Origin of the sequence: Allostreptomyces psammosilenae (assembly GCF_013407765.1) — a bacterium.
Taxonomy (GTDB): Bacteria; Actinomycetota; Actinomycetes; order Streptomycetales; family Streptomycetaceae; genus Allostreptomyces; species Allostreptomyces psammosilenae.
Window position 1 is genome coordinate 942696 of the sequence record NZ_JACBZD010000002.1, and the last position, 24921, is coordinate 967616.

Sequence of the window (24921 nt, forward strand, 5' to 3'; positions counted from 1 at the left end):
GGCGCGATCCACCTGTTCGAACCTAGGTGGCGCGAGGACGGCCGGGCATCGGACCAGGGGCCACGCCCACCCCTTACTTAAGACAGGGTTGCCCCGCCCCAGGACGCGACCTGAGGGGTACACCCCGGGGCCCGGGAGCGTGCCGGGGCACGTGCCGGATACTGGTCCGATGGCACGTGGCAGGCAGCGGAACGGACGACGGGACGGGCGGACGGGCGGCCGCGCGGGCGGCTCGGCCGCCGCGCCGCCGGGAGCCCCGGGCGCGCCGGGAGAGCCGTCCGGCGACGGCCCGGCCGGCGGCCACCCGGTGGACTCCGGCACCGCCGAGCTGCGGCCGGACCGCGACCGGCCGGGCGGGGTGACGCTGCTGCTGGACGGCACCCCGCAGTCCCACGTGGACCTCGACGACCCGACGTACCTCGAATTCGAGTACGTCCGACGGCTCGGCCACGTGGTCGACCTCGCGGCCCCGCCGGGCGCCCCGCTGGCCGCCCTCCACCTCGGCGGCGGCGCGCTGACGCTCCCCCGCTACCTGGCCGCCACCCGCCCGCGCTCCGGCCAGCAGGTGGTGGAGATCGACGCCGCCCTGGTGGCGCTGGTGCGGGAGCGGCTGCCCTGGGACCGCAGCTGGCGGATACGGGTGCGCCAGGGCGACGCCCGGGAGGTGCTCGCCCGGACCCCGGCGGACTTCTCCGACCTCGTGGTGGCGGACGTCTTCTCCGGGGCCCGCACCCCGGCGCACCTGACCTCCGTGGAGTTCGTCACCGAGGTCGCGCGGGTGCTGCGCCCCTCGGGCGTGTACGCGGCCAACGTGGCGGACGGCGCGCCGCTCGCCTTCGCCCGGTCGCAGGTGGCCACGGTGCGGGAGGTCTTCCCGGAGGTCGCGCTGATCGCGGATCCGGGCGTGCTGCGCGGGCGCCGGTTCGGCAACCTGGTGCTGGTCGCCTCCCTGGCCCCGCTGCCGATCGCCGACCTGCTGCGCCGGACCGCCGGGGACCCGTTCCCGGGCCGGGTGGAGAGCGGGCGGGCGCTGGTGGACTTCGCGGCCGGAGCCGCGCCGGTGCGGGACGACGTCGCGGTGCCCTCGCCCGCGCCGCCCGCCGGCGCCTTCGGCTGACCCGACGAACCGCCGGTCGTTAGGTAATATAAAGGTAAAGAAGCTGAGGGCCTGGAGCGCGGGACGACGATGACGGAGGTGGTGGCGTGCGGCGGACGCAGCCGGCACCCCTCCCCGTTCCGAGCCGTCCGCTGACGCCGTCGTCGGCACCGCTGCTGGCCGTCCTGGCCGTCATCGTCGCCGCCCTCGGCCTGGTCTCCGCCCCCGGCACCCCCACCCGCCAGGCGCCCGTCGCGCCCGCGCGCCAGGCGCCCGTCGCCCCGGAGTCCAGCCCGTCGCGGCTGGACTCCGCCGCCGAGCAGCTGCTGCGGCCAGAGCTGTGGGACCGGCCCGCCCTGCTGGTGGCCCGCGGCACCGGCGGCGCCGGAGCCCGTGCCACCGCCGCCACCTCCCGCGCGGGCGCCCCCGCGACCTGGGAGCAGCCGACGGCGGCCACCACCGGCACCGCCGCGGGCGCCACCGACTCCGGCGGCGCCGCCCCACCGGACGACCCGGAGGCCGCGCCGCCCCAGCCCGCCCCGCTGCCGCCCCCGCCGGCCGCCGCGCCGGCCCCGGCCGTCCCACCGGCCGACCCGCCGGTCGCCCACCGGCCCGGCACCGCAACCCCCCGCGCGCCTCCGCCCGGCGTCCCCGGCTGACCCGCGGCGACCCGTCCCACCTCCCCCCGGCCCGCGCCCCCGCGCGCGTGCCGGACGGTGGCACGGCGATGCCGCACGCCCGTCGGCCGGGCCCCGCCGTCCGTCCGCCGTCAGTCCGCCCGCCACCCCGGCTCCCGCCGCGCCCCCGCGCCCCCCGCCCGCCGTGACCGCCACGACGGGCGCCCTCGCCGTCCCCTCCGACGGCCGCGGGACGGTCCGGCGCGGCCCGACGCCGCCCGGTGGCCGGCGTGGACGCCGACGCCCCAGGAGACCCGCGTGATCCACCCCCGCAATCCCGTCCGGCGAGCCGGCCTCGTCAACCACACCGGCCTCGCCGACCACACCGACCTCTCGCCGCCGGGCCGCCGCACGTGCCCGCCCGGCGCCATGCGCCCGTCCCACGCCACGTGCCCGACCGGCGCCGCCTGTCGCGCCGCGCGCCCCGCCCACCGGACGAGGAGGACCGCCGCATGACGCACGCCGACAACCTGATCGCGATGGGCGGCGCCTTCCTCGCCGCCGGACTGCTGGCCCGCCTCGGCGGCCGGATCGGCCTGCCCACCATCCCGCTGTTCATGATGGCCGGCATCCTGCTCGGCCCGCACACCCCCGGGTACGCGCTCGTCGAGGACCCGCACTCGCTGGAGATGCTCTCCGCCCTCGGCCTGGTGCTGCTGCTGTTCTACCTGGGGCTGGAGTTCCACTTCGACGACCTCAAGCGCGGCGGCGGACGCATGATCGCCGCCGGCGGCATCTACCTGGCGTTGAACATCGGCGCCGGCCTGGCCTTCGGCTTCGCCGTCGGCTGGGGCACCCGCGAGGCGCTGGTGCTCGCCGGCGTCATCGGCATCTCCTCGTCGGCCATCGTCACCAAGCTGCTGGTCGACCTCGGCCGGATCGGCAACCCGGAGACCCGCCTGGTCCTCGGCATCATCGTGATCGAGGACATCTTCCTGGCCCTCTACCTGGCGGCCCTGTCGCCGGTGCTGGGCTCTGCGGACAGCCTGGCCGGGGCGGCGCTCGACTTCGCCACGGCGTTCGCCTTCCTGCTGGCGCTGGCCGCCGCCGCCCGCTGGGGCACCCGGATCGCCGAGCGGCTGGTCGCCGTGCGGGACAGCGAACTGCTGGTCGTCACCTTCCTGGGCCTGGCCGTCCTGGTCTCCGGCATCGCCGAGGAACTCGGCGTCTCCGACGCCATCGGCGCCTTCATGGTCGGCATGATCCTCGGCGCCACCACCTCAGGCCCGCGCATCCGCGAGCTGGTGCACCCCCTGCGGGACGCCTTCGCGGCGATCTTCTTCTTCGCCTTCGGCGTCTCCATCGACCCGGGCGACGTCCTCACCGTGATGCCGCAGGTGCTGGTGGCGGTCGCGGTGACCTTCGTCTCGGTCGGCGTCGCGGGGGTGTGCGCCGGCGCGCTCTACGGGTACGACCGGGCCAAGACGGCCAACGTCACCCTCGCGGTGCTCTCCCGGGGCGAGTTCGCCCTGGTGCTGGGAACCCTGGCGGCCGCGGCCGGCCTGGACGCGCGGCTGACCGCCTTCATCGCCGGCTACGTGCTGCTGCTCGCCATGATCGGCCCGCTGGCGGCAGCCCGCCCAGGCCCGCTGGCCCGCGTCCTCCCGCGCCGCTTCCTGCCCGACGCCCCTGAGGTTCCGGAGGCCCCGGAGGCCCTGGAGGCCCCGTCGGAGGCCGGGGAGACCCCGAGGGCTCCTGACGCCCATGCCCGGACGGCCGGGCGGGCGGTGGCCGTGGAGGAGGCGACCGGGACGCCGGACGAGCCGGCGGGGACCGCCGGTGAGCCGGCCTCGGCCGCCGGCGGCTCCCGCCAGGTCTCCGCGCTCCGCGAGCAGGACTGAGGGCGGCGCCCCCGGCCACCCCGCCGTCCCGTCGGCCGCCGCCGCTTCCTCACCGTCCTGCCCCGCCGGCTCGCCCCGCCGGCTCGCCCCGCCGGCTCGCCCCGTCGGGGCGGGCCGGCCGGCGCGGGACGGCCCGCTCGGCGGGGCAGCGGGGGCCGGCGGGGGCGGGGCCGCCTCGGCGCTCGGGCGGGTGGGCCGGGCGCTCCGGCAGCGGGACGGGTGCTCCGGCGGCGGGGCCGGCCGGCCCTGCGGAGGCCTACGGAACTGTCCTGCGGAACTGCCTTACGGAACTGCCCTACGGAACTGCCCTACGGAGCCGGCTGGTGCTGCTGAGCCGCCCGGCCGGGCGGCGAGACGGCGGGGACCTTCCGGGCAGAGGCCGAGTTATCCACAACCCGTACGTGGGGGCTGCGCTGCGTGATCAAACCATGGGATCCTGAAACAGGGGGTCCCCCCAGACACATGGGTGTTTTGTATGAACATGACTGGCATGTTCCTGGCGTGATACGGGCCGGACGGTGGTCGCCGGCCGACACCGAACGCAGGATGTCCGGATCGGGCAGCGGCGCCGGGCGACGGGGCAGCGGGCCGTCTCATCAACCCCCGGCCGTCTCACCAACCCCTGGCCGTCTCACCAACCTCCGGCCGTCTCACTGTCTCCGGCCGCCCCACCCCCGGCCGTCTCATTGTCCCCGGCCGCCTCACCACTCCCCGGCCGCCTCACTGCCCCCGGTCGCCTCACCGCACGCGGCTACCCCCACCGCCCCCGCCCGACGCGCCCCGGCCCGCCCGCCCCACCACCCCGCAGGCCCTCACCGGCCCTCGAGGTGGCGGGCGAAGGCGTCCAGGTGTCCGGCGACCGGCCCGAAGGTGAGCAGCCCGCTGCCCGCCCCCGCCAGCTCGCCCGCCGCCGGGCGGAGCGCCGCAACGGCCCGCTCCACCATGCGCCGGTCGCCGACGGCGACGGCGGCCCGGCCCAGCAGGCACCACATGGCCTCCTGGAGCAGGTCGTGCGGCGGCCGGGGAACCGCCCGCAGCGCGGCCCGGGCCTCCTGCCACCGCTCCTCGCCCGCCAGCAGGAACGGCCGCGCCCAGGGCGCGTACGGGCCCCAGTCCAGCGCCCCGAGCTCGCCCGGCGCGGGCAGCCGCCCCTCCCGCACGACGGGAGCCAGCCGGACCAGCGCCGGCAGGCCCGCCACCAGCCCGGGCATCCCGCACCCCTCCAGCACCGCCACCGCCCGCGCGTACCCGTCCGTGCCCCCCGCGCCGCCGCCCGCGCCGCCGCCCGTACCGCCGCCCACGCCGCCGCCGTCGTCGGACGCCACCGTCGCACGCAGCGCCTCGTACCAGGTGACGAAGACCCCGGCCAGCGGTCGCCCGCGCCGCTCCGCGAGGTGCGCCACGGCCTCGGCCTCCGGATCCGCCGCCGGGAAGTCGCCCAGCGCGCAGAGCGCCTGGAGCCGAACCAGCCGCCCCAGCACCTCGTAGCCGACCAGGCCGTGCTCCCGCGCCAGGGCGACCAGCTCGGCGCCGATCGCCTCCCGGCGCGGAGCCAGCCCGCACCTGCCGAACGCCTGCATGAACGCCCCGTTCAGGGCGAACGCCAGCAGCGACGCGTCGCTCAGCCGCCGGGCGATCCGCTCCGCCTCCTCGGCGGCCCGCGCGGCCCGCTCCCGCCACGGCTCCGCGCCCGGCGCCCGCACCGCCGGCGGCACGGGCCCCTCGGCCGTGGCGTCGCCGCGCGACTCCACGGCGACGGCCGCCAGCAGCCGGGCCCGCACCGCCGGCGGGGCGTCGTCGGGCAGCCGGGCCAGCGTCCGCGCGGCAGCGTGGACGATCGTGCGTGCCTCGTCGACGTCGTCCACCCGGGTCCACACCGCCGGCACGTCATACACCCCGATGACCCGCGCCGTCAGCTCCACGTCACCCGTCGCCTCCGCCGCAGCCACCGCGGCGGCGCGGTGCGCGCGCGCCGCCCCCAAGCCGCCCGCGCCGGTCACCGCCAGCTCGCGCAGCAGCCCCACCGTCGCCTCCAGGCGGGCCGGCGACCGCACCGGCACCGCGCTGTCGTACGCCGCCGCCGCCCGGCTCCACACCCCGCCCGCCCCGTCCGGCACCGGGTCCACCCGCCCGGATCCGCGCAGCACGTCCTGCTCCAGCCGGGCCAGGGCGGGCCCGGGCTCCGCGCCCAACCGCTCGGCCAGCACCCGCCGGGCCCGCCGCAGCACGGTGAGCGCCTCACCCTGCCGCCCCGACCGGTACAGCGCGGTCGCCAGCAGCCGCCAGCCGTCCTCCCGCCACGGATGCGCGGCGACGTGCTCGTCCAGGTCCGGCACCGCCTCCCGGGCCGCGCCGGACGCCAGCAGGGCCTCCGCCCGCTGCTCCACCGCGTGCAGCCGCAGCGCCGTCAGCCGGGCCCGCTCCCCGCGCGCCCACTCCGCCTCGGCGAAGTCCGCGTACGCGGGGCCCCGCCACAGCCCCAGGGCCGCCGCCAGCGCCGGCGCCGCCTCGGCCGGCGGCAGCGTGCCGGCGCGGGCCACCGCCTCCTCGAACCGCCAGGCGTCCACCGCGTCCGCGTCCGCCCGCAGCTGGTACCCCGGCCCGACGGTCACCAGCAGCCGCGACGGCGAACGGGGCGGCCGATCCGGCTCCAGCGCCCGGCGCAGCGCCGCCACGAAGGTGCGCACCGCCCCCACCGCGCCGGCCGGCGGGTCCTCCCACAGGTCCGCCACCAGGCGCGACACGGTCACCGTGCGGCGCCGCGCCGCCAGCAGCCGGGCCAGCACCTCCCGGTGCCGCGGGCCGCCCAGTCGCAGTTCGCCGCCGGCGGCGTCCCAGGCCGACACCGGCCCCAGCACCCCGAACTCCACCCGCATCGCCCCTCGGCCTTCCCGCAGCCGACGCGAGGGCGCGCCGCGTGCTCATCGGTTGCTGATCCGCCGCCCGCAGGCTTGAGGCACGGCCCCGGGCGGGCCCCACGCCAGCCGCGCCGACCGCGCCCGCCGGCCGGGTCCCGCCGCCCAGCCTGCCACGAGAGAAGGAATCCGCATGACCACCCCGCGCATCTCCGGCTTCACCGAACAGCGGGTCCGGGTCGCCGACGACGTCGCCCTGCACGCCGCCGTCGGCGGCACCGGAACCCCCGTCGTCCTGCTGCACGGCTTCCCGCAGACCCACCTGATGTGGCGGCACGTCGCCGCCGACCTCGCCGCCGACCACACCGTGATCTGCCCCGACCTGCGCGGCTACGGGGCCAGTGACAAGCCCGAGGCCACGGGCCCCGAGGTCTACTCCAAACGGACCATGGCCGCCGACGTGGTCGCCCTGGCGCGGGCCCTGGGCCACGACAGCTTCGCCCTGGCCGGCCACGACCGGGGCGCCCTGGTCGCCTTCCGCGCCGGCCTCGACCACCCCCGGGCCGTCAGCCGGGTCGCCCTGCTGGACATCCTCCCGACCCTGGAGATGTGGGAGTCCCTGCGCGGGACCTCCGCCGCCGTCGGCTTCCACCTCTACCTGATGGCCCAGCCCCCCGGCCTGCCCGAGCGCCTGATCGCCGGGGCCGCCGACGACTTCTTCGGCCACTTCCTCGACGTGTGGACCCGCGACCCCGGCGCCCTGCCCGCCCCGGTGCGCGCCGCCTACCTGGAGGCGAGCGCCGCCGCGGTGCCCTCGATCGTCGCCGACTACCGCGCCACCGCCGGCATCGACGTCGAGCACGACACCGCCGACCGGGAGGCCGGCAACCGGCTCACCATGCCGGTCACCGTCCTCCAGCAGGACTGGGGCGCGGCGCTCGGCTACGACGCCGAGGAGCTGTGGCGCCGATGGGCTCCCGACCTCCGCCACCGCACCGTCGGCTGCGGCCACTTCATGGCCGAGGAGGACCCGGCCCTGGTCACCGCCGAGATCCGCGCCCTGCTCGCGCGCTGACCACCGGCCCCGTACCGGTGTCCGTGTCCCGGTGGGCGTGTCCCAGTGCCCGTGTCCCGGTGGCCGGCCGGCCCCGGAATGACGGAAGCCCCTGGGCCGCGTTTCCGCGCCCCAGGGGCTTCCTGATGGGGTGAGTGACGGGACTCGAACCCGCGGCCACCTGGACCACAACCAGGTGCTCTACCAGCTGAGCTACACCCACCATGTCCGGCGCTGTTCCGCACCGGCCGAGAAGAAGCATACCGGCTCCGCGGGGGTGCTCGCACACACCCTTTTCCGGCGGTGCCCCCGACGGCCGAACGGAGCGGCCGGCAGGCCCGGGGCCCGGCCCTGGGTCCCGGCCCCGGCCCCGGGCCCCGGCCCCGGTCGGTGATGCGACGGGGCCGGGGCCCGCGCGGCGTTCCGGTCAGTCGGTGCGCTGCCGGGCGGCCAGCCGGGAGCGGGTGAACACCGCGGCGAGCACCAGCGCCAGCAGCGGCACCGCCGTCACCACCGCGGCGAGGTGCCACCACGGCACCTCGACCGGGTAGTTGTCCGGGAAGAGCGTGGGATAGGAGTTGTTGGCCGTGTACTCCCGCGCCCAGATCACGCCCACGCCGGGCACCAGCCCCGCGCCCGCACCCAGCACCGCGCCGATCAGCGCGATCAGCCCGCACTGGAAGCCGGACAGCGCCCGCCGCACCCGCGGCCGGGCCCCCACCGCCGCCAGCGTGGCCAGGTCGCGCTGGGAGTCCGCCGAGGCCAGGCCGGTGGCGATGCCGGCCGCGCCCACCGTCACCACGCCGGCGAACGCGGTCAGCAGCAGCAGCGTCACGCCGTTGTCCGGCTCGAAGCCCCGCTCCACCGCGATGGTCGAGGAGTTCTCCGCGGTGCTCTGATCGAGCAGCCCCATGGCGGCCTGCTCCTCCTCGTCGGTGGGCATCCGCTCGGTCTGCCACACGTAGACGTCCGGAAAAGCGGTGAGCCCGACGCTCGCCGCGGTCTCCGGGGCGATCAGCACCCGGGCGCCGTTGATCACCTGTGAGGCATCCACGGGCACGGCATCCAGCGTCCGGGGCTCCGGGGACCACTCCGGGTCGGTCTCGTAGCGCTCCCAGTCCTCCGGGGTGTTGACCACGATCTCCACCGTGCTCTCGGCCGTCAGCAGCAGCTCGTCCAGCACCACGGCCTTGCCCGCCTCCAGCGCGGCGCGCGCGTCCTGGTCGTCGCGACCGAGCACAACCGCCAGCTCCGCCGGATCGACGGCCACCAGGGCACCGCCCCCGGCGAAGCTGTAGGTCGAGCCCCCGTACAGAGTGCTCTCCTCCGCGCAGCGCGGGTCGGCGCGCAGTTCCGCCAGCTCCGCCTCGCTGAGCTGCTCGGGATCCGGCACGCTCTCCGAGTAGAACGGACAGTGGTTCTCCTCCGGGAGCTGGACGTCGACCCAGGAGTCCATCTCCCACTCGCCGCCCTCCGTGGTCGCCACGGGGCGCAGCAGCAGCGCCCGGTCGGTCACCGGCATGGCGCGCTCCACGGCGGCCCGCGTGGCGGCCAGCGCCTCCTCGTCGTACGTGGCACCGCCGAGCACCATGCCGTCGCGCAGCGCCGGGGTGTACTCCTGCTCCTGGTACGCCTCGTCGCTGACCGTGTAGACGGCCAGGGCCACGCTGCCGGCCACCGCCGCCATCACCGCGGCCACGGCGGGCGTGGTCCGGGGCCGGTTGCGGACGGCGTCGCGCAGCGCCAGGCGCGGCGAGAGCGGCAGCCGACGGCCGAGGCGACCCAGCGCCCCGATGACCGCCGGGACGATCGCGATCAGCCCCAGCTCCGCGATCGCGGAGCCGAGCAGCAGGGCGACCTCGCCCTGGCCGGCCGCCGTGCCGCCCAGCGCCAGCGCCGTTCCGGCGGCCACCGCCACGGCGCCGATGACGGGCAGTCGGCGCGAGCCGCGGCGCACCCCGACGCGTCCGCGCAGCGCCTGCATGACGTCCTGGCGGGCGGTCAGGACGGCCGGCACCAGCGCCGCGAGGACGCCGGTGACCAGGCCGACGGCGGCGATCGCCAGCAGCTCCAGCGGCCGGAACTCCCACGGGCCGAACCGGGCCCCGCCCGCCTCTTCCAGCCACGGCCGGGTGACCACCGACAGCAGCGCGCCCAGCAACAGGCCGCCGACCGCGCCCACCACGCCGAGCACGATGCCGCCGCCCAGCACCACCGCGCGGGTGTGCGAACGGTCGGCGCCGGCGGCACCGAACAGCCCGAGCATCCGTTGCGAGCGCCGGGCGCCGACCGCGAAGGCCGGCCCGGACAGCAGCACGATCTGCAGCAGCGCCATGCCCGCGACGGTGGAGGCCAGCAGCACCGTCTCGGCGGAGAAGCCGGGACCGCCCTCCCAGGCGTCGTACTCGCGGTAGTACGGAACCTCGGAGTCCGGCGGCGGGGAGGTGAAGACCTGCACCGAGCGGACGACGTAGCCGCCCTCGTTCGCGGTGAGCACGCTCTCCCAGTCCACGCCGCCGTCCGGGGCGTCCACCAGCCACATGGTGGTCACCGGGGAGGAGGCTCTCCGCGGATCCTCCGCGGCTGCCGCGGCCAGGTCGTCCATGACCGAGCCGCGGGTGAAGAGCAGTTCCACGCTGTTCAGGTCGCGTGGCTTCTCGTAGGTGCCGACGATGCGCACCTCGCGGTCGTCCAGCTCCGCGACCACCGTGGTGTCGCCGACGTCCAGCCCGTAGTCCTCCAGGAACTGCGAGCTGGCGGCGGCCTCGGTGGGCTGCTCCGGGTAGCGGCCGTCCAGCAGTTCCTGGGTGCTCCGGGCCACCGGCTGCGCCAGGTCCGCCTCCCGGACCGCCACGGTGTCGATGCCGTGCTCCGTGCGGATGCTGACGTCGTAGCCCTCGCGCACCTCGGTCACCAGGGAGCCGGCGGGAACCACCTGCTCGATCGGCGCCTGCCGCCAGCCCTCCGGCGGCGCGCCCTCGTAGGGACCCGAGTAGCTGTCGGCCAGCGGGGTCTGCATCACCGGCCCCGAGACGCCCATCACCACCTGGGCGGAGTCGTACACCGCGTCGGCCTCGCCGATGGTGGCCCGCAGCTCCTGGGCGGGCGTCAGCTGCTGGGTGCGGTAGGAGATGTCGGCGGCCGCGACTCCGGCGACCGGCAGGGCGAGCATGGCGAGGATCAGGGCGCTGCGGCCCTTGGCCCGCCAGGCGTCGCGCCGGGCGATGCGCAGCGCGAGCCGCCAGGCGCTGGGCCTCACCACCGACCCCCGTCCGTGCCCGGGCCGCTGCCCGTGGGGTCCGATCCGGCCGGGACGGTGCGCAGCAGCGACTCGGCGGTGCTGCGGGTGGTCTCGTCGACCAGCCGGCCGTCGCGCAGGAACACCACCCGGTCGGCCCAGGCGGCGTGCCGGGGCTCGTGGGTGACCAGCACGCCGGCCGCGCCGGCGTCGCACCGGGTGCGCAGCAGGGCCAGCACCGACTCGCCGGTCTCGGTGTCCAGCGCGCCGGTGGGCTCGTCGGCGAGGACGAGGCCACGGTCGCCGATCAGCGCGCGGGCGATCGCCACCCGCTGCTGCTGGCCGCCGGACATCTCGTCCGGGAAGCGGTCCGCGAGGTCGCGGATGCCGATCTCCTCCAGGGCGGCCAGCGCCTCGACGCGGGCCTTGCGCGCCGGCACGCCGTCCAGCTCACGCGGCATCGCGACGTTCTCGGCGGCGGTGAGCGCCGGTATCAGGTTGAAGTCCTGGAAGACGTAGCCGAGGCTCCGCCGCCGAACCTCGGCGAGCTGCCTGCGGTTGAGCGCTCCCAGCTCGCGGCCGGCCACGTGGACGCGGCCGGAGGTGGCGGTGTCCAGACCGCCGGCGATGGTCAGCAGGGTGGACTTCCCGGAGCCGCTGGGGCCCATCACGGCCACCAGTTCGCCGGGGAAGACCGCCAGGTCGACCTCGCGCAGCGCGTGCACGGCGGTCTCGCCGCTGCCGTGCACGCGGCTGACCGCCTCCATGCGGAGCACGGCGGTGGTGGTGTCGACGGGGCCGGCGGCACCGGTCGGGTCGGGCGGTTTGGGCATGGTTCCCCCTGTCACGGGTGCGGGCGGCCGGGCCGGGTTGGGGAGCCGGCGCGGCGCCGTGGAAGTGGTGGGCCCGCCGGACGTCGGCGGGCGGTGTGGCCGCCGCGCGGGGCGGCGGCTGGATCCGAGCGGGTGGGAGCGGCCGGGACGGCTCCTGGCCCGGGCGTGCCGCGGGGGGCGGGCCGGCGTGGAGCGGGCGGGCCGGGCGTGGGGCGGCGCGCCCGGGGCCGGTGGCTGGGCGGCGCGCCGGTGGCCGGGCGGCGCGCCCGGCGGTGGGTCCTACGCCGACGTGGGGCGCGCCGGACGGCGGGGCCGGGTCACGCCGGGACGTCCCCTCCCCGCCCCGGGCGTGACCCGCCCGCGATCACCGCCGCTGGGTCAGTGACGTCGGCGACCGCGGCGGCGCTCCGGGCCGTGCGCGGCCGCCAGCGGGGGCGCGCCGTCGTCCCGTTCGCCCTCCTCGGGCCCGCCCTGGTCCGGCCGCGGTGTTCCGCCGGCCGGCGTGTCCGGAGCCGTCGCCGGCGCCGGTGAGGCGGGGACGGAGCGGGCGATCCGTCCGAGCTGGGTCTCGCAGTGGTCCAGCCAGCGGACCTCCGCCTCGGTCTGGTAGATCAGCTGCTCCAGGACGAGCGTCCAGGCGACGTCGTCCCGGTCGGTCGCCCGCGGTGGGGCGGCCAGCCGCTGGGCCTTGAGCCGGGTGAGGTCCTGCAGCGCCCGGATGGTGTGGTGCCGCTGGGTCTGGATGACCTGGGAGACGTCCACGCCCGGGCTGCCCACCGCCATCGCCAGCTTGATCGCGAGCTCGTTGCGGGGCGGACCGGCGCGGTCCACCGGCGAGGCGAACCACACCCGCAGTTCCTCGCGTCCCTTCGCGGTGATCGCGTAGTAGACCTGGTTGCCGTCCTCGGTGCCGACGTTCTCCACTAGGCCGTCACGTTCCGCCCGGGCCAGGGTGGTGTAGACCTGCCCGATGTTCAACGGCCAGGTGCCACCGGTGCGGGACTCGAACTCGGCCCGCAGCTGGTAGCCGTACCGCGGGCCGCCTTCGAGGAGCGCCAGCAGCCCGTACTTGATAGACATACTCAGTATGTATACCGAGTATGCGGGGTGGCCGCAACAGCCGTCCATCCGCCGGAGGCGCCGTGGCCGCCCGGCAAGGTCGATGACGTAACGTCAGGTGGGAGAGGTCCGGCGGACGACCGGGGGCCGCGGTGTCCTCGCCGGAACACGTACCGACCGATCCGAGCGGAGGATCACCCCACGTGACCGTCCCCGACGCTTCCCCCCTCACCATCGAGACCCTGCGCGAGCCCGTGGTCAGGCACGACCCCTACCCCTTCTACCGGACCCTGCGGGAGCGGGCCCCGGTGCTGTGGGACTCCGTGCGATGGCAGTGGGTGCTGACCCGGCACCAGGACGTCATGACCGCCCTGCGTTCCCCCGCCCTGTCGGCGGCCCGGATGTCGAGCGGCGACGAGTTGCCGCCGGGCGTGCCCACGGCGATGGCGCTGTTCGCCCGTCAGCTCCTCTTCCTCGACCCTCCGGACCACACCCGCCTGCGGCGACTGATCTCCAAGGCGTTCACCCCGCGCATGGTCGAAGGGCTCCGCCCGGCCATCACCTCCCTGGTCGACGACCTGCTGGACCGCGCGCTGGAGCGCGGCCGGATGGACGTCGTCGACGACCTCGCCCTGACGCTGCCGGTCGACGTCATCGCGGAGATGCTGGGCGTGCCCCGGCAGGACCGCGGGCAGCTGCGCGCGTGGTCCGGCTCCTTCGGCCGGCTGCTGGACGACGAGGGCATGGACGAGGCGGCCTTCTTCGGCGCCATGACCGACCTCGGCGAGTTCGTCGAGTACCTCTCCGACCTGGTGGAGATCCGCCGCCGGGCCCCGCGCGAGGACCTGATCAGCCAGCTCGCGACGGTGGAGGAGCACGGCGACCAGCTCAGCCGGGAGGAACTGCTGGCCAACCTGGTGCTGGTGCTCGCCGCCGGACACCTCACCACCACCCATCTGCTGGGCAACGGCGTGCTGGCGCTGCTCCGGCACCCGGAGCAGTGGCGGCTGCTGTGCGGGGACCCGTCGGTCGTGCCGTCCGCGGTGCAGGAGCTGCTGCGCTACGACTCGCCGGTGCAGCGCACCGACCGGCTGGCCGTGGCGGACGTGGAGATCGGCGGCCGGCAGATCCGGGCCGGGCAGTCCGTGGTGGTGATGTTGGGGGCCGCGAACCGGGACCCGGAGGCGTTCCCCGACCCGGACCGGCTCGACCTGCGCCGCGACGACTCCCACCCGCTGGCCTTCGGCCACGGCATCCACACCTGCCTGGGCATGGCCCTGGCCAGGGCGGAGGGGGAGATCGCGTTCGGGCGGCTGGCCGCCCGGCTGCCCGGACTGCGGCTGGACGAGGACGGCATCGTCGAACGGGACCAGAGCCTGGTCTTCCGCGGGCTGCGGCACCTGCCGGTGCGCTGGGACTGACCGGCCGGCCGGGCGGGCGGGCGTTGGCCGCGCCGTGCGCGGGGGCGTCGTCCGCGGGGTCGCGGCGGCGTCAGGGCTTGGGTGGCGGGCGGCGGGCGGCGGGTGTGAGGCTGAGGCGGCGGGCGGTGGCCCGTCGCCTCAGCCACTCGGGGAGCGGCCGGCTGGACGCCTTGGGACGTCAGGACGTCGTGGCGTCGGCCTCGGGCGCGTTCGCGGCGGCGATCCGGCGGCAGGCCTCGGCGGTCGGGCCGGGCGGCGGCACGAACACGGCCTCCCGGTAGTAGCGCAGCTCGGCGATGGACTCCCGGATGTCGGCCAGGGCCCGATGGTTGCCGCGCTTCTCCGGGCTGTTGTAGTAGGCCTTCGGGTACCAGCGGCGGGCCAGCTCCTTGACCGAGGAGACGTCCACGATCCGGTAGTGCAGGTGCCCGACCAGCTCCGGCATGTCCCGGGCCAGGAAACCGCGGTCGGTGCCGACGGAGTTGCCGCACAGCGGCGCACGGCCGGCGTCGGGCACGTGCTCGCGTACGTAGGCCAGGACCCGCCGTTCCGCCTCGGCGAGCGTCACCCCGGTGTCCAGCTCCTCCAGGAGGCCGGAGGCCGTGTGCATCCGCCGCACCACCTCCGGCATGGCGGCCACCGCCTCCGCCGGCGGGCGGATGACGATGTCCACCCCCTCGCCCAGCACGTTCAGCTCGGAGTCGGTGACCAGGGCGGCCACCTCCACCAGGGCGTCGGCCTCCAGGTCGAGCCCGGTCATCTCGCAGTCGATCCAGACCATGCGGTCGTTCATGGCCACCCAGCCTAACGGCCGCGCCGTGATCGGCGACCGCCCGTACTCCAGGACGCCCGGCCCGGCGGCCCCGGGGCGGCTTCCGCGCGGGTGTCCCCGCGTTCCGGGTGTTCCCGCTCTCCGGGTGTTCCCGCGTTCCGGGCTTCCCTGGTTCCAGGGCTTCCCCGCGTTCCGGGCTTCCCTGGTTCCAGGGCTTCCCCGGTTCCAGTTGTCCCACGGCGGAGTCGTCCACCGGCGGAGTCATCCACGGGCGGAGTTATCCACAGGCCGCGAAAAGAGGGCTGCGCGCGGTGATCCACTCGTGGGATCCTGAGAACAGGGGGTCCCCCTTGGACCCTCTAGGGGTATTTGGTTGAAAACTGCAGAGTTGAAGGCAGCGGTACGGCGGCAGGGGCGGCCCGGCGGAGCGCCCGGCGAAGGCCAAGCAGGCGGCGCGTGCCCGCCCCGGCGCCGGTCCGGGCCGGCACCGGGGCGGGCACGCCCCCAAGCGGGATGCCCCGTCGATCAGGCCCGCTCAGGACCTGCTGGGCGAGCGGCTGCGGTTGCGGTCCCCGGGACGCTCCTCCGGGCCCTCCGGCGAGGTGTCGCGGGGCGCGGGAATCCCGCTCGGGCCGCCGGAGCGCCCCACCCGTTCGCCCTGGACGCCCTGGAGCCCCTGGGAGCCGTGCCCCGGGTGCCCGTGGACGCCCGAACCGGCGCCGTTCAGACCGCCCGGAGCGGCGGCAGCCGCGCCGACCGAACCGGAGCCGTTCAGCGTGGCCCCGGTGCCGTGGCCGGTACCCGGCGTGCCGGTGGCCGGGCCCATCGCCTGGCGGGCCCGGAAGGCCGTCCGGTAGGCGGCGGGGGAGACCCCGAGCTGCCGCCGGAAGTGCCCACGCAGCGCCACCGGCGAGCGGAAGCCGCACAGCTGCGCGATCTCGTCGACCGTCGCCTCGGTGCTCTCCAGCAGCCGTTGGGCCTGCATCACCCGCTGGGTGATCAGCCACTGCAGCGGGGCGCTGCCGGTCAGCGTCCGGAACCGTCGGTCGAAGGTCCGGCGGCTCATGTAGGCGCGCGCGGCCAGCACCTCCACGTCGAACTGTTCGGAGATGTGGTCCAGCGCCCAGGTGATCACCTCGGCCAGCGGGTCGTTGCCGATCTCCTCCGGTAATGACCTGTCGATGTACTGCGCCTGTCCGCCGTCGCGCTGGGCCGGCACCACCAGGCGCCGCGCCAGCGAGTTGGCCACCTCCGAGCCGTGGTCGCTGCGCACCAGGTGCAGGCACAGGTCGATGCCGGCCGCCGTGCCGGCGCTGGTCAGCACCGATCCGTCGTCGATGAACAGCTCGCGCGGATCCACCCGCACCTTCGGGAAGCGCTTGGCGAGCGTGGGCGCGTACATCCAGTGCGTCGTCGCCGGCCGGCCGTCCAGCAGTCCGGCGGCGGCGAGCACGAAGGCGCCCGTGCACAGCCCGACGATGCGCGCCCCCTCGTCGTGCGCCTTGCGCAGTGCGTCCAGCGCCTCGGCCGGCGGCGAGTGGGTGGGCGAGCGCCAGGCCGGCACCACGACGGTGCCCGCCCGGGCGAGCCCTTCCAGGCCATGCGGAGCGGTGAGCTCCACTCCGCCCGTCGTGCGCAGCGGCCCCTGCTCCCCGGCGCACACCACCAGGCGGTAGCGGGGCACCCCGGCGTCGCGGCGGTCGATGCCGAACACCGAGATCGGGATGGAACTCTCGAAGATCGGGCCGTTGCCGAAGAGCAGCACGGCCACGGTCTCGCGGCGACGTCTGGGAGAGAGGTCTCGGGCGCGACCGGGTTCGGCCACGCCGCCCGGGCGGGGTGCCTTGCGGACCGTGTCCCGGATGGGGTCCCGGGCCGGATCCGTCCTGATGTCCCTCGTCATGGCGGTCAAGCCCCCCTCGTACGTCCGCCCTCCAACACCGGTGGCCACTTGCGAAGGTCCTCCAACGACGGGTACGAGGAGGGGGAGCCGTGGTTGACAGCCCCTCCGATGACAGGCGTACCGCGCTGGACGTCGCGCCAACGTGCACGCAACAGTCGCTCGGACGGCCGGTCGGTACCCAAGATCGAATCTACTGGCTTGGGCGAGTTCCGTGTGCCACGCGGTTCTCCTGACGTTATGTCGACAAGGAAACTCATCGTGTTTCCCACGACCACGAAGCGTGTCACCTGAAGCCGCCGGACGGAAGTGCGCGCCGGACGAATCCTGCATATCCCGAGCTTCCTCGCCATGCGGAGTACCACGCTCCGTGCATGACCTTTGGGTCTGTCGGGGCGTGAGGTGCCGTTGAGCCATGTCGGAGCCCCTGCCAAAAATGGCCGGAAACATGCGTCGGGTCAGATACCGGTCACCTCCCACGGCTGGCGCCGCGCCCGTCGACCTGCCGTGCACGCGCCATCGAAGCGGCAGGTAAACCCGGCCCTGCCGGTAGCCGCCCGGGGCGCTCTCGCTAGGGTGCACCGCCATGGACGAGCACGCACCCCTGCTCCTGGCCGTCGGCAACGCGGTCGCCCAGTGGTCCTCGCGCGCCGAGCTCCACGGCTGGCAGACCGAACACGGCGAGGGCTGGCTCGCGCTGCGCTCCGGCGCGGACGGCCGCGCGAGCGACCGGGTGCTGGTCACCCGGCGCCCCGGCCAGCCCGAGACGGTACGGCGGCTCATCACCGAGCGGCTGCGCGACTGGGGCAGCCGCCGCTCCTGCATCGAGGATCCCTTCGGCGTCCTGGACCTGTCCGACCTGCCGGCCCAGGAATCCCTCCACCAGGCCGTGATGGTGCGCTGCCCCGGCCCGGCCCGGTCGGCCGGCGCGGTGGCCGCGCAGGGCCAGCGCGGGCCCGCGGCGGGCCCCTGCGGCCGGGAGGGGGCCGGCGCCCTCGCCGCCGAGGAACGCCGCGGTGGTGCCGCCGTCGCCCGATGGCTGGTGGACACGCCGAGAAAATCGGACGATCCGGACCACCAGCTCACCCACCATCCGGCCATGGCGGCGGAACGGGCCACCCGCGCCCCCGCGCACTGCCCGGGGCCGGTCGCGGAGGCCACCGTGGGGCCCGTCGTGGGGCCGGTGGCGGGCTTCGGGAAGGTCCGAGGGCTCCGGTCGGCTCCGGGGGGCGGCGGGCACCTGCCCGCGGTGGAGCGCGCCGTGGGGGCGGGGCAGGGCTCCGAGCCCGCGGACGGCCCGGGCGAGTGGCCGGACGCCACCCCGCGCCCCGCGGACGGCCCCGGCCAGGGCCCCGGACGGGCGGCCCACGGCGCCCGGCCGGCCGTCTGGGAGGCGACCGACGCCGCGGAACTCGCCGAGGTCGAGCGGGCCATCGTGCACGGCTTCCCGCTCCCCGCGCACCAGCCCTACCGCCGCGGCGGCCTGCTCCCGCCCGGCCTGCTGGACGTCCCCGGCTGGCGCTTCTGGCTGGGACGCCTGGACGGCCGGACCGCCGCCGGCGCCTTCACCTTCGACGACGGCCGGGCGGTGGGCCTGTACTCCCTCGCCACGCTGCCCGAGTTCCGCTCCCGGGGGGTCGCCGGCGCCGTCGTGGACGCCGTGCTGGCCGCCCACCCGGACCGCTACGTCACCCTCACCGCCACGCCGGCGGGGCAGCCCCTCTACCGCAGTCGGGGTTTCGTGGTACAGACCGCCGCCCGATGGTGGCGAACTCCCGCCGTCGGCCGCTACGCATCGGCCATCGGCCGGAGGCTGACCGCGACACGCATGACTCGTCGCTCTCCGTAGTCGTTTGGCCCACTGGGGAGGAAGTGGCCGGGCGATGCACGGGGGGCGCACGGGAGCATCGCGAGGGACGGCCCGTCTCGGTCACGCCTCAGATGCGTTCCGTCATGGAGCCGAGCAACACTGGCGCAGTCGGTCTCGTTCCCGCATCATGTCCCGCACGCCCTTCCCTCGGGGATTGGCGCGCGTGGTCTGCGGGTAACCGGGGAGTCAAGAAGTGGCCCCGTGCCGTTCACCCAGTCGGCCGCGCCACACGTCCCTCGCCCCTCCGGAGCCGAAAAAAGCGTTCCCATGGCCGGTCACGACAAGCACGAGCCGACCGAGGGCAATCCCCTCTTCCGCCACCCGCGGGTGGACCCCGAGGAGCGCTCCCGGTCCGCGTCGCCACACCACGATCCCGCGTTCCGGCACGCCGTCGTCGTCGGGTTCGACGGCTCCGTCTCCAGCGAACGCGCCCTCGCCTACGCGGTGGGCATGGCCCGGCGGGCGGGCGCCGGCCTGGTGATCGTGCACGTTGCCAACCGGCTGCCGGCCACCGTCTGGGCGGGCTGCGAGCCACCGGTGTTCGTGGACGTTCCGGACCGCACCAGCGAGGTGCTGGGCCTGGAGCTGGCCTGCGCGGACTACCTCGCCGAGGTTCCGTGGGTGCTGGTGGAGCGCGGCGGGGACATCTGCCACGAGTTGGAGGAGGTCGCCGTCGAGTACGCGGCCGACGCCATCGTGGTCGGCGGCAGCCAGGGGCTCATCGCCCGACTCTTCGGATCGGTGGCCGGCCGGCTGGTCCGCCGGGCCAACCGGCCGGTCATCGTCATCCCCTGATCTGTGGGCCTGACGATCCGCTGACCTGCTGACCTCCGAGGCCCTGACCTCTGGTCCCGGGTTCTTCGATGCTCTGGTTCCCTGATCCCCTGATCGCCTGCTCCCTGACGCCTTGATCTCCTGACTCTTTGATCTCCTGAAGCCTTGATCTCCTGTCTTCGCCCTGCCCTGTTCCTTACCTCCTGGCCTCCTGCCGCAGGACGGAGCCGGGGGTGGGAAGTTATCCACAGGCTGCGAGATGGGGGCTGCCCTGCGTTATCGCGCTGTGGGATCCTGAAATCAGGGGGTCCCCCCGGGCCGGGTGCGGGGATCCGCCGTTGGGGCTGGCATGTTCCTGGCGTCCGTGCTGCATTGGTGCCGGCAGGGTGGATGGGGCCGGGCAGTGTGCGGGGGCCGGCAGTGTGGATGGTGCCGGCAGTGTGCGTGGTGCCGACAGGGTGGATGGTGCCGGCAGGGTGGATGGGGCGGGCAGGCGGGGAGCCGTCCAAGGAGGCGCGGGGGAGCAGAGGGGGCGGCCCTCATCCCCTCCCACGGCTCGACACCTCCCCCCCCGCGGCCCAACTTCCCGCCTGGCCCGGACCTGCCCGGACCTGCCCGGACCTGGCCGGGCCCCGGCGGGCTCAGCCGGGCTGGGGCAGGCCCAGGGAGCGGGCGATCAGGATGCGTTGGATCTCCGAGGTGCCCTCGCCGATCTCCAGGATCTTGCTGTCCCGCCAGAACCGCGCCACCGGGTACTCGTTCATGAAGCCGTAGCCGCCGTGGATCTGGGTGGCCTGGCGGGCGTTGTCCACCGCCGCCTCCGAGGAGTACAGCTTGGCGATCGCCGCCGCCTGCTTGAACGGCTCCCCGCGGGACATCCGCCCGGCGGCGTCCCGCCAGGCCAGGCGGGCCAGGTGGGTGCGCGTCTGCATGTCGGCGATCTTGAAGGCGATCGCCTGGTTCGCCGCGATCGGCCGGCCGAAGGCCTCCCGCTCGCTGGCGTAGCGCACCGACTCGTCCACGCAGCCCTGCGCCAAGCCGGTGGCCAGCGCCGCGATGGCGATCCGGCCCTCGTCCAGGATGCTGAGGAACTGGGCGTATCCCCGGCCCCGCTGGCCGAGCAGGTTGGCGCCGGGGACCCGGCAGCCGGTGAAGGACAGCTCCCGGGTGTCCGAGGCGGACCAGCCGACCTTGGAGTACGGTCGGCCGACGGTGAGGCCGGGGGTGTCCGCCGGCACCAGGATCGTGGAGATCTCCTTGCTGCCGTCCGGCGCCGTCCCGGTCACCGCGGTGACCGTGATCAGGCTGGTGATGTCGGTGCCGGCGTTGGTGATGAAGCACTTGGTGCCGTCCAGCACCCACTCGTCGGCCGTCACGTCGTAGCGGGCGGTGGTCCGGGTGGCGCCCGCGTCGGAGCCGCCACCGGGCTCGGTCAGCCCGAAGGCGGCCAGCGCCTGGCCGGCGCACAGCCGCGGCAGCCAGCGTCGCCGCTGCTCCTCGGTGCCGAAGCGGAAGACCGGCATCGCCCCGAGCGAGACCCCGGCCTCCAGGGTGATGGCCACCGAGGAGTCCACCCGGGCCAGCTCCTCCAGGGCGACGCACAGCGCCGGGTAGCCGCCGCCCATCCCCCCGTACTCCTCCGGGAAGGGCAGCCCGAACAGGCCGAGCCGGCCCATCTCGCGCACCAGTTCGTAGGGGAAGGTGTGGTTCTCGTAGTGCTCGGCGATCGCCGGGGCGACCACGTCGCGGGCGAACTTCGCGACGGTGCGGCGCAGTTCCTCGTGTTCCTCGTCCAGACGGCAGTCCAGCATGGGGCGGCTCCTGGCGGGTCGCCGGCGGGGTGACCGCCGGTTCAGCGGGTGGGCCGGGTGGGCCCGGTGGGTGGGGCGGGGGAGGACGGGGAGCTCTCGGGCGCCCCCGAGTCCCCGGAATCCCCGGAATCCCCGGAGGTCCCGGACGCCCCGGAGGCCCCGGAGGCCCCGGAGGCCCCGGACGCCTCGGGCGCCCCGGCGGTCCGCGACGCCTCGGAGGACCCGGCGAGCGCCCGGACGGTGCGCGAGGGGCTCGGCCGGCCCAGGTGTCCGGCCAGCCAGACGCTGGTGGCGACCAGCCGGCGCAGGTCCACCCCGGTGTCGATGCCGAGGCCGTGCAGCATCCACACCAGGTCCTCGGTGGCGAGGTTCCCGGTGGCGCTGCGCGCGTACGGGCAGCCGCCCAGGCCGCCGGCGGAGGCGTCCACCACGGTGACGCCCGCGCGCAGCGCGGCCAGGGTGTTGGCCAGGGCCTGTCCGTAGGTGTCGTGGAAGTGCACGGCGAGCCGTTCCGGCCCGACGCCGGCCTCGCCGAACCGCTCCAGCAGGGCGGTGACCTGGCCCGGGGTGCCCACGCCGATGGTGTCGCCCAGGCTGAGTTCGGCGCAGCCCATCTCCAGCAGCCGGGTGCCGACCTCCACGACGCGGGCCGGGGGCACGGCGCCCTCCCAGGGGTCGCCGAAGCACATGGAGAGGTAGCCGCGCACGGTCAGCCCGGCGGCGGTGGCCCGCCGGACCACGGGGGCGAACATCTCCAGCGACTCGGCGACGGTCCGGTTGAGGTTGGCCCGGGCGAAGGACTCGGTGGCGCTGGCGAAGACGGCGATCTCCCGCACGTCGTGGGCGAGCGCCCGGTCCAGGCCCCGCTCGTTGGGGACCAGGACCGGAAGCCGCACGGCCTCCCGGCCGCCGACCGGCTCGCGCAGGTCGCGCAGCGCCGGCAGCAGCCGTTCGGCGTCGGCGAGCTGCGGCACCCAGGCGGGGTGGACCAGGCTGGTGGCCTCGATGGTGCGCAGCCCGGCGTCGGCGAGCCGGTGGACGAACTCGGCCTTGATCTCCACCGGGACGATCGCCGTCTCGTTCTGCAGGCCGTCGCGCGGCCCCACCTCGTGCACCCGCACCCGGGGCGGCAGCCCGGGCAGGGGCACGGCGGTCGGCGGGCCGAGCCGGGCGGCGGTGCCCGTCCCGGCGGCGGCGTCGCCCGGACGGGGGTTCACGGCGCGACCTCCGCCGCGGTGGTGCCCGCTTCGGTGGGGCCTGCCCCGGTGGTGCCCGCCCCGGTGGCATCGGAGCCGGTGGCATCGGAGCCGGTGGCATCGGAGCCGGTGGGGCCGGCCGCGTCGGGGGTTTCGGTGGCGCCGGTGGTACCGGTCGCGCCGTCGAGCCCGATGGCCTCGGCGGTCGCGGCGGCTTCGGGCGTCGGCGCGGCGTCGGTGGGCGGGGCCTCGTCGGGGCGCACCACGGCGAGGACCTGCTCCATGGCGACGGCCGTCCCGGGGGCCACCCGGACCTCGACCACCGTGCCGTCGAAGGGCGCGGTCAGTGGATGCTCCATCTTCATCGCCTCCACCACCAGCAGGGCCTGCCCGCGGGTCACCGCGTCGCCCGGCGCCGCCTTGACCACGGTGACCGTGCCCGGCATGGGGGCGACCAGTTCGCCGCCCGCCTCGGCGGTCCGGCCGGTGCCCTCCTCCACCGGGTCGCCGACCCGCAGCCGCCAGGCGTCGCCGTCGCGCCCCAGCCACAGCGGCCAGCCCTCGCCGGGGCCGTCGCCGCCCTCGTCCAGGGCCTGGACGAAGGTGTGCACCAGGCCGTCCCACTCCAGGCGCAGTTCCCGGCCGCGGCCGGGCGACGGGGCGCCGAGCGTGGCGCGGGCCGGCCGCGGCGGCCCGTCGCCCACCGCCACCTCGAAGCAGGGGCCGAGCCCGCGCACCCGCACCTCGGCCACTCCGGTGCCGCCCGGCGTCTGCCCGGCGAGACCGGGCCCGGGGGCGAGCCCGGGGGAGAGGCCGGGGCCGGCGGCGGTCAGGCGGAGGCGGTGCGCGGTCCAGGCGCGCTCGCCGGGGCGCCAGCCGGACGGCACGGCGAACGGGTCGGTCCAGCCGTCGGCGTCGGGTTCGGGCACCATGGCGAGCTGCCGGCTCAGCGCGGCGGCCACCAGCACCTCCTCCGGCGGCGGGGTGCCGGCGCCGGGCAGCAGCTCGGCCAGCGATCGCTCCACCAGGCCGGTGTCCAGCCGGCCGGCGACCACGTCGGGGTGGGCCAGCAGCCGCCGCAGGAAACCGGTGTTGGTGACGGTGCCGAGCACGCACAGCTCGCCGAGCGCCGCGCGCAGCCGGCGCAGCGCGGTGGCGCGGTCCGGGCCGTGCGCGACGACCTTGGCCAGCAGCGGGTCGTAGGCGGAGCCGACGACCGCGCCGGGGGCCAGGCCGGAGTCGGTGCGCACCGCCCAGTGCTCCCCCCGGTCCGGAGCGTCCGGAGCGTGCGGCGAGTCCGGAGCGTGCGGACCGTGTGGAGCGTCCGGAGCTCCCCGTTCCGGTCCGTGGCCGCGGCGCGGGGGGAGTGGCCCGGCCGTGCCGGGTTCGCGCAGCGCGAGGATTCGGCCGCCGGTGGGCAGGAAGCCGCGCGCCGGGTCCTCGGCGCAGATCCGGGCCTCCACGGCGTGCCCGTGGCGGCGCAGCTCGTGCTGCTCCCAGGGCAGGGGCTCGCCGGCGGCGACCCGCAGCTGCCACTCCACCAGGTCGAGCCCGGTGATCAGCTCGGTGACCGGGTGTTCCACCTGGAGCCGGGTGTTCATCTCCATGAAGTACCAGGTGGTGGGGGTGTCGGCGGGGACGATGAACTCGACGGTGCCGGCGCCGGTGTAGCCGCAGGCCCGGGCGACCCGCACCGCGGCCTGGCCCATGGCCGCGCGGGTGGCCTCGTCCAGCAGCGGCGACGGCGCCTCCTCCACGATCTTCTGGTGGCGGCGTTGCAGGCTGCACTCGCGCTCGCCGAGGTGCACGCAGTGGCCGTGGTCGTCGGCCAGCACCTGCACCTCGATGTGCCGGGGGCGCTCGATCCAGCGCTCCAGCAGCAGGGTGTCGTCGCCGAAGGCGGAGCGGGCCTCGCGGCGGGCGGCGGCGATCGCCTCGGCGAGCAGTTCCGGCTCGCGCACCAGCCGCATGCCCTTGCCGCCGCCGCCCGCGGAGGGTTTGAGCAGCACGGGGAAGCCGACGCGGGCGGCGGCCTCGGCGAGCGCGGCGTCACCGGACGGCCCGGAGCCGCCGTCCGACGCGCCGCCCGTGGGCGCGCCGCCGGGCACCACCGGCACGCCGGCGGCGGCCACCGCCGCCTTGGCCCGGATCTTGTCGCCCATCAGTTCCACCGCCCCGGCCGGCGGTCCGACGAAGGTCAGCCCGGCGGCGGTCACCGCGCGGGCGAAGGCGGCGTTCTCGGCGAGGAACCCGTAGCCCGGGTGCACGGCCGCCGCGCCGGTGCGCCGGGCCGCGGACACCAGGGCGTCGGCGTCGAGGTAGCCGCGCCCGCCGGACGGGCCGCCGAGCCGGACGGCGAGGTCGGCCGCCGCGACGTGCGGCGCCCCGGCGTCGTCGTCGTCGAAGACGGCGACCGAACGGATGCCGAGCCGCCGCAGGGTGCGGATCACCCGGACGGCGATCTCGCCGCGGTTGGCGACCAGGACGGTGTCGAAGACGGAACCAGGCACGCGCGCTGCCCCCT

Annotated in this window: 16 protein-coding genes and 1 tRNA gene; 7 read left to right on the top strand and 10 right to left on the bottom strand. The window is 76.2% G+C overall.

Features of this window, described 5'->3' with window-relative positions; all coding sequences use genetic code 11:
- Positions 1 to 169 precede the first annotated feature (169 nt).
- The 3 genes from FHU37_RS26340 to FHU37_RS26350 all read left to right on the top strand — a co-directional run bounded on the left by FHU37_RS26340 (position 170) and on the right by FHU37_RS26350 (position 3614).
- Positions 170 to 1117, top strand: a complete 948-nt coding sequence (locus tag FHU37_RS26340; protein WP_179817127.1) for a spermidine synthase — start codon at positions 170 to 172, stop codon at positions 1115 to 1117.
- Between the two features lie 86 nt (positions 1118 to 1203).
- Positions 1204 to 1755 carry a hypothetical protein gene (locus FHU37_RS26345; RefSeq protein ID WP_179817128.1) on the top strand — a complete coding sequence of 184 codons (552 nt, stop codon included), beginning with the start codon at positions 1204 to 1206 and terminating at the stop codon, positions 1753 to 1755.
- A gap of 470 nt (positions 1756 to 2225) precedes the next feature.
- Positions 2226 to 3614 (top strand): cation:proton antiporter, encoded by a 1389-nt coding sequence (locus FHU37_RS26350; RefSeq protein WP_218904794.1) that lies wholly within the window; start codon positions 2226 to 2228, stop codon positions 3612 to 3614.
- 812 nt (positions 3615 to 4426) lie between these two features.
- On the opposite strand, the gene FHU37_RS26355 is transcribed toward FHU37_RS26350, so the two are convergent.
- A complete protein-coding gene (locus tag FHU37_RS26355; RefSeq protein WP_179817129.1) occupies positions 4427 to 6490 on the bottom strand; it encodes a BTAD domain-containing putative transcriptional regulator in 2064 nt (687 codons plus the stop codon).
- 172 nt (positions 6491 to 6662) lie between these two features.
- Between FHU37_RS26355 and FHU37_RS26360 the strand changes: the two genes are divergently transcribed.
- Positions 6663 to 7544, top strand: a complete 882-nt coding sequence (locus FHU37_RS26360; protein ID WP_179817130.1) for an alpha/beta fold hydrolase — start codon at positions 6663 to 6665, stop codon at positions 7542 to 7544.
- 126 nt (positions 7545 to 7670) lie between these two features.
- Here FHU37_RS26360 and FHU37_RS26365 read toward each other — a convergent pair.
- The 4 genes from FHU37_RS26365 to FHU37_RS26380 form a co-directional block, all read right to left on the bottom strand.
- Positions 7671 to 7746 (bottom strand) — tRNA-His (locus FHU37_RS26365).
- Positions 7747 to 7950: 204 nt separating this feature from the next.
- Positions 7951 to 10785: an FtsX-like permease family protein gene (locus tag FHU37_RS29455; RefSeq protein WP_179817131.1), complete on the bottom strand. Its 2835-nt coding sequence runs from the start codon at positions 10783 to 10785 to the stop codon at positions 7951 to 7953.
- Positions 10779 to 11594 (bottom strand): ABC transporter ATP-binding protein, encoded by an 816-nt coding sequence (locus tag FHU37_RS26375; protein WP_179817132.1) that lies wholly within the window; start codon positions 11592 to 11594, stop codon positions 10779 to 10781. Before FHU37_RS26375 ends, FHU37_RS29455 begins: the two co-directional genes overlap by 7 nt.
- A 378-nt stretch (positions 11595 to 11972) precedes the next feature.
- Positions 11973 to 12674, bottom strand: coding sequence for a PadR family transcriptional regulator (locus FHU37_RS26380; RefSeq protein WP_179817133.1), 702 nt, complete (start codon positions 12672 to 12674; stop codon positions 11973 to 11975).
- 182 nt (positions 12675 to 12856) lie between these two features.
- On the opposite strand from FHU37_RS26380, the gene FHU37_RS29460 reads away from it, so the two are divergent.
- A complete protein-coding gene (locus tag FHU37_RS29460; RefSeq protein WP_218904795.1) occupies positions 12857 to 14074 on the top strand; it encodes a cytochrome P450 in 1218 nt (405 codons plus the stop codon).
- 178 nt (positions 14075 to 14252) lie between these two features.
- On the opposite strand, the gene orn is transcribed toward FHU37_RS29460, so the two are convergent.
- Positions 14253 to 14867, bottom strand: a complete 615-nt coding sequence (gene orn / locus FHU37_RS26390) for an oligoribonuclease (protein ID WP_179817134.1) — start codon at positions 14865 to 14867, stop codon at positions 14253 to 14255.
- A 514-nt stretch (positions 14868 to 15381) separates the two neighbouring features.
- A complete protein-coding gene (locus tag FHU37_RS26395; protein WP_179817135.1) occupies positions 15382 to 16749 on the bottom strand; it encodes a GlxA family transcriptional regulator in 1368 nt (455 codons plus the stop codon).
- A 583-nt stretch (positions 16750 to 17332) separates the two neighbouring features.
- Between FHU37_RS26395 and FHU37_RS26400 the strand changes: the two genes are divergently transcribed.
- Both FHU37_RS26400 and FHU37_RS26405 read left to right on the top strand, forming a co-directional pair.
- Positions 17333 to 18595 (top strand): GNAT family N-acetyltransferase, encoded by a 1263-nt coding sequence (locus FHU37_RS26400; RefSeq protein WP_179817136.1) that lies wholly within the window; start codon positions 17333 to 17335, stop codon positions 18593 to 18595.
- 288 nt (positions 18596 to 18883) lie between these two features.
- Positions 18884 to 19411: a universal stress protein gene (locus FHU37_RS26405; protein WP_179817137.1), complete on the top strand. Its 528-nt coding sequence runs from the start codon at positions 18884 to 18886 to the stop codon at positions 19409 to 19411.
- Between the two features lie 620 nt (positions 19412 to 20031).
- Here FHU37_RS26405 and FHU37_RS26410 read toward each other — a convergent pair.
- The 3 genes from FHU37_RS26410 to FHU37_RS28725 are packed head-to-tail and all read right to left on the bottom strand — an operon-like array spanning position 20032 to position 24907.
- The gene (locus FHU37_RS26410; RefSeq protein ID WP_179817138.1) at positions 20032 to 21201 is read right to left on the bottom strand and encodes an acyl-CoA dehydrogenase family protein; all 1170 of its coding nucleotides are present in this window, start codon (positions 21199 to 21201) and stop codon (positions 20032 to 20034) included.
- 41 nt (positions 21202 to 21242) lie between these two features.
- Positions 21243 to 22418 (bottom strand): hydroxymethylglutaryl-CoA lyase, encoded by a 1176-nt coding sequence (locus FHU37_RS26415; RefSeq protein ID WP_179817139.1) that lies wholly within the window; start codon positions 22416 to 22418, stop codon positions 21243 to 21245.
- Positions 22415 to 24907, bottom strand: coding sequence for an ATP-binding protein (locus FHU37_RS28725; protein ID WP_312892876.1), 2493 nt, complete (start codon positions 24905 to 24907; stop codon positions 22415 to 22417). Before FHU37_RS28725 ends, FHU37_RS26415 begins: the two co-directional genes overlap by 4 nt.
- Positions 24908 to 24921: the final 14 nt, after the last annotated feature.

Coding starts and splice junctions, on each gene's coding strand:
- FHU37_RS26405 (WP_179817137.1), top strand. CDS start 18,884: ATGGCCGGTCACGACAAGCACGAGCCGACCGAGGGCAATCCCCTCTTC.
- FHU37_RS26400 (WP_179817136.1), top strand. CDS start 17,333: ATGGACGAGCACGCACCCCTGCTCCTGGCCGTCGGCAACGCGGTCGCC.
- FHU37_RS26410 (WP_179817138.1), bottom strand. CDS start 21,201: ATGCTGGACTGCCGTCTGGACGAGGAACACGAGGAACTGCGCCGCACC.
- FHU37_RS26375 (WP_179817132.1), bottom strand. CDS start 11,594: ATGCCCAAACCGCCCGACCCGACCGGTGCCGCCGGCCCCGTCGACACC.
- FHU37_RS26395 (WP_179817135.1), bottom strand. CDS start 16,749: ATGACGAGGGACATCAGGACGGATCCGGCCCGGGACCCCATCCGGGAC.
- FHU37_RS26350 (WP_218904794.1), top strand. CDS start 2,226: ATGACGCACGCCGACAACCTGATCGCGATGGGCGGCGCCTTCCTCGCC.
- orn (WP_179817134.1), bottom strand. CDS start 14,867: ATGAACGACCGCATGGTCTGGATCGACTGCGAGATGACCGGGCTCGAC.
- FHU37_RS26360 (WP_179817130.1), top strand. CDS start 6,663: ATGACCACCCCGCGCATCTCCGGCTTCACCGAACAGCGGGTCCGGGTC.
- FHU37_RS26380 (WP_179817133.1), bottom strand. CDS start 12,674: ATGTCTATCAAGTACGGGCTGCTGGCGCTCCTCGAAGGCGGCCCGCGG.
- FHU37_RS26355 (WP_179817129.1), bottom strand. CDS start 6,490: ATGCGGGTGGAGTTCGGGGTGCTGGGGCCGGTGTCGGCCTGGGACGCC.
- FHU37_RS26340 (WP_179817127.1), top strand. CDS start 170: ATGGCACGTGGCAGGCAGCGGAACGGACGACGGGACGGGCGGACGGGC.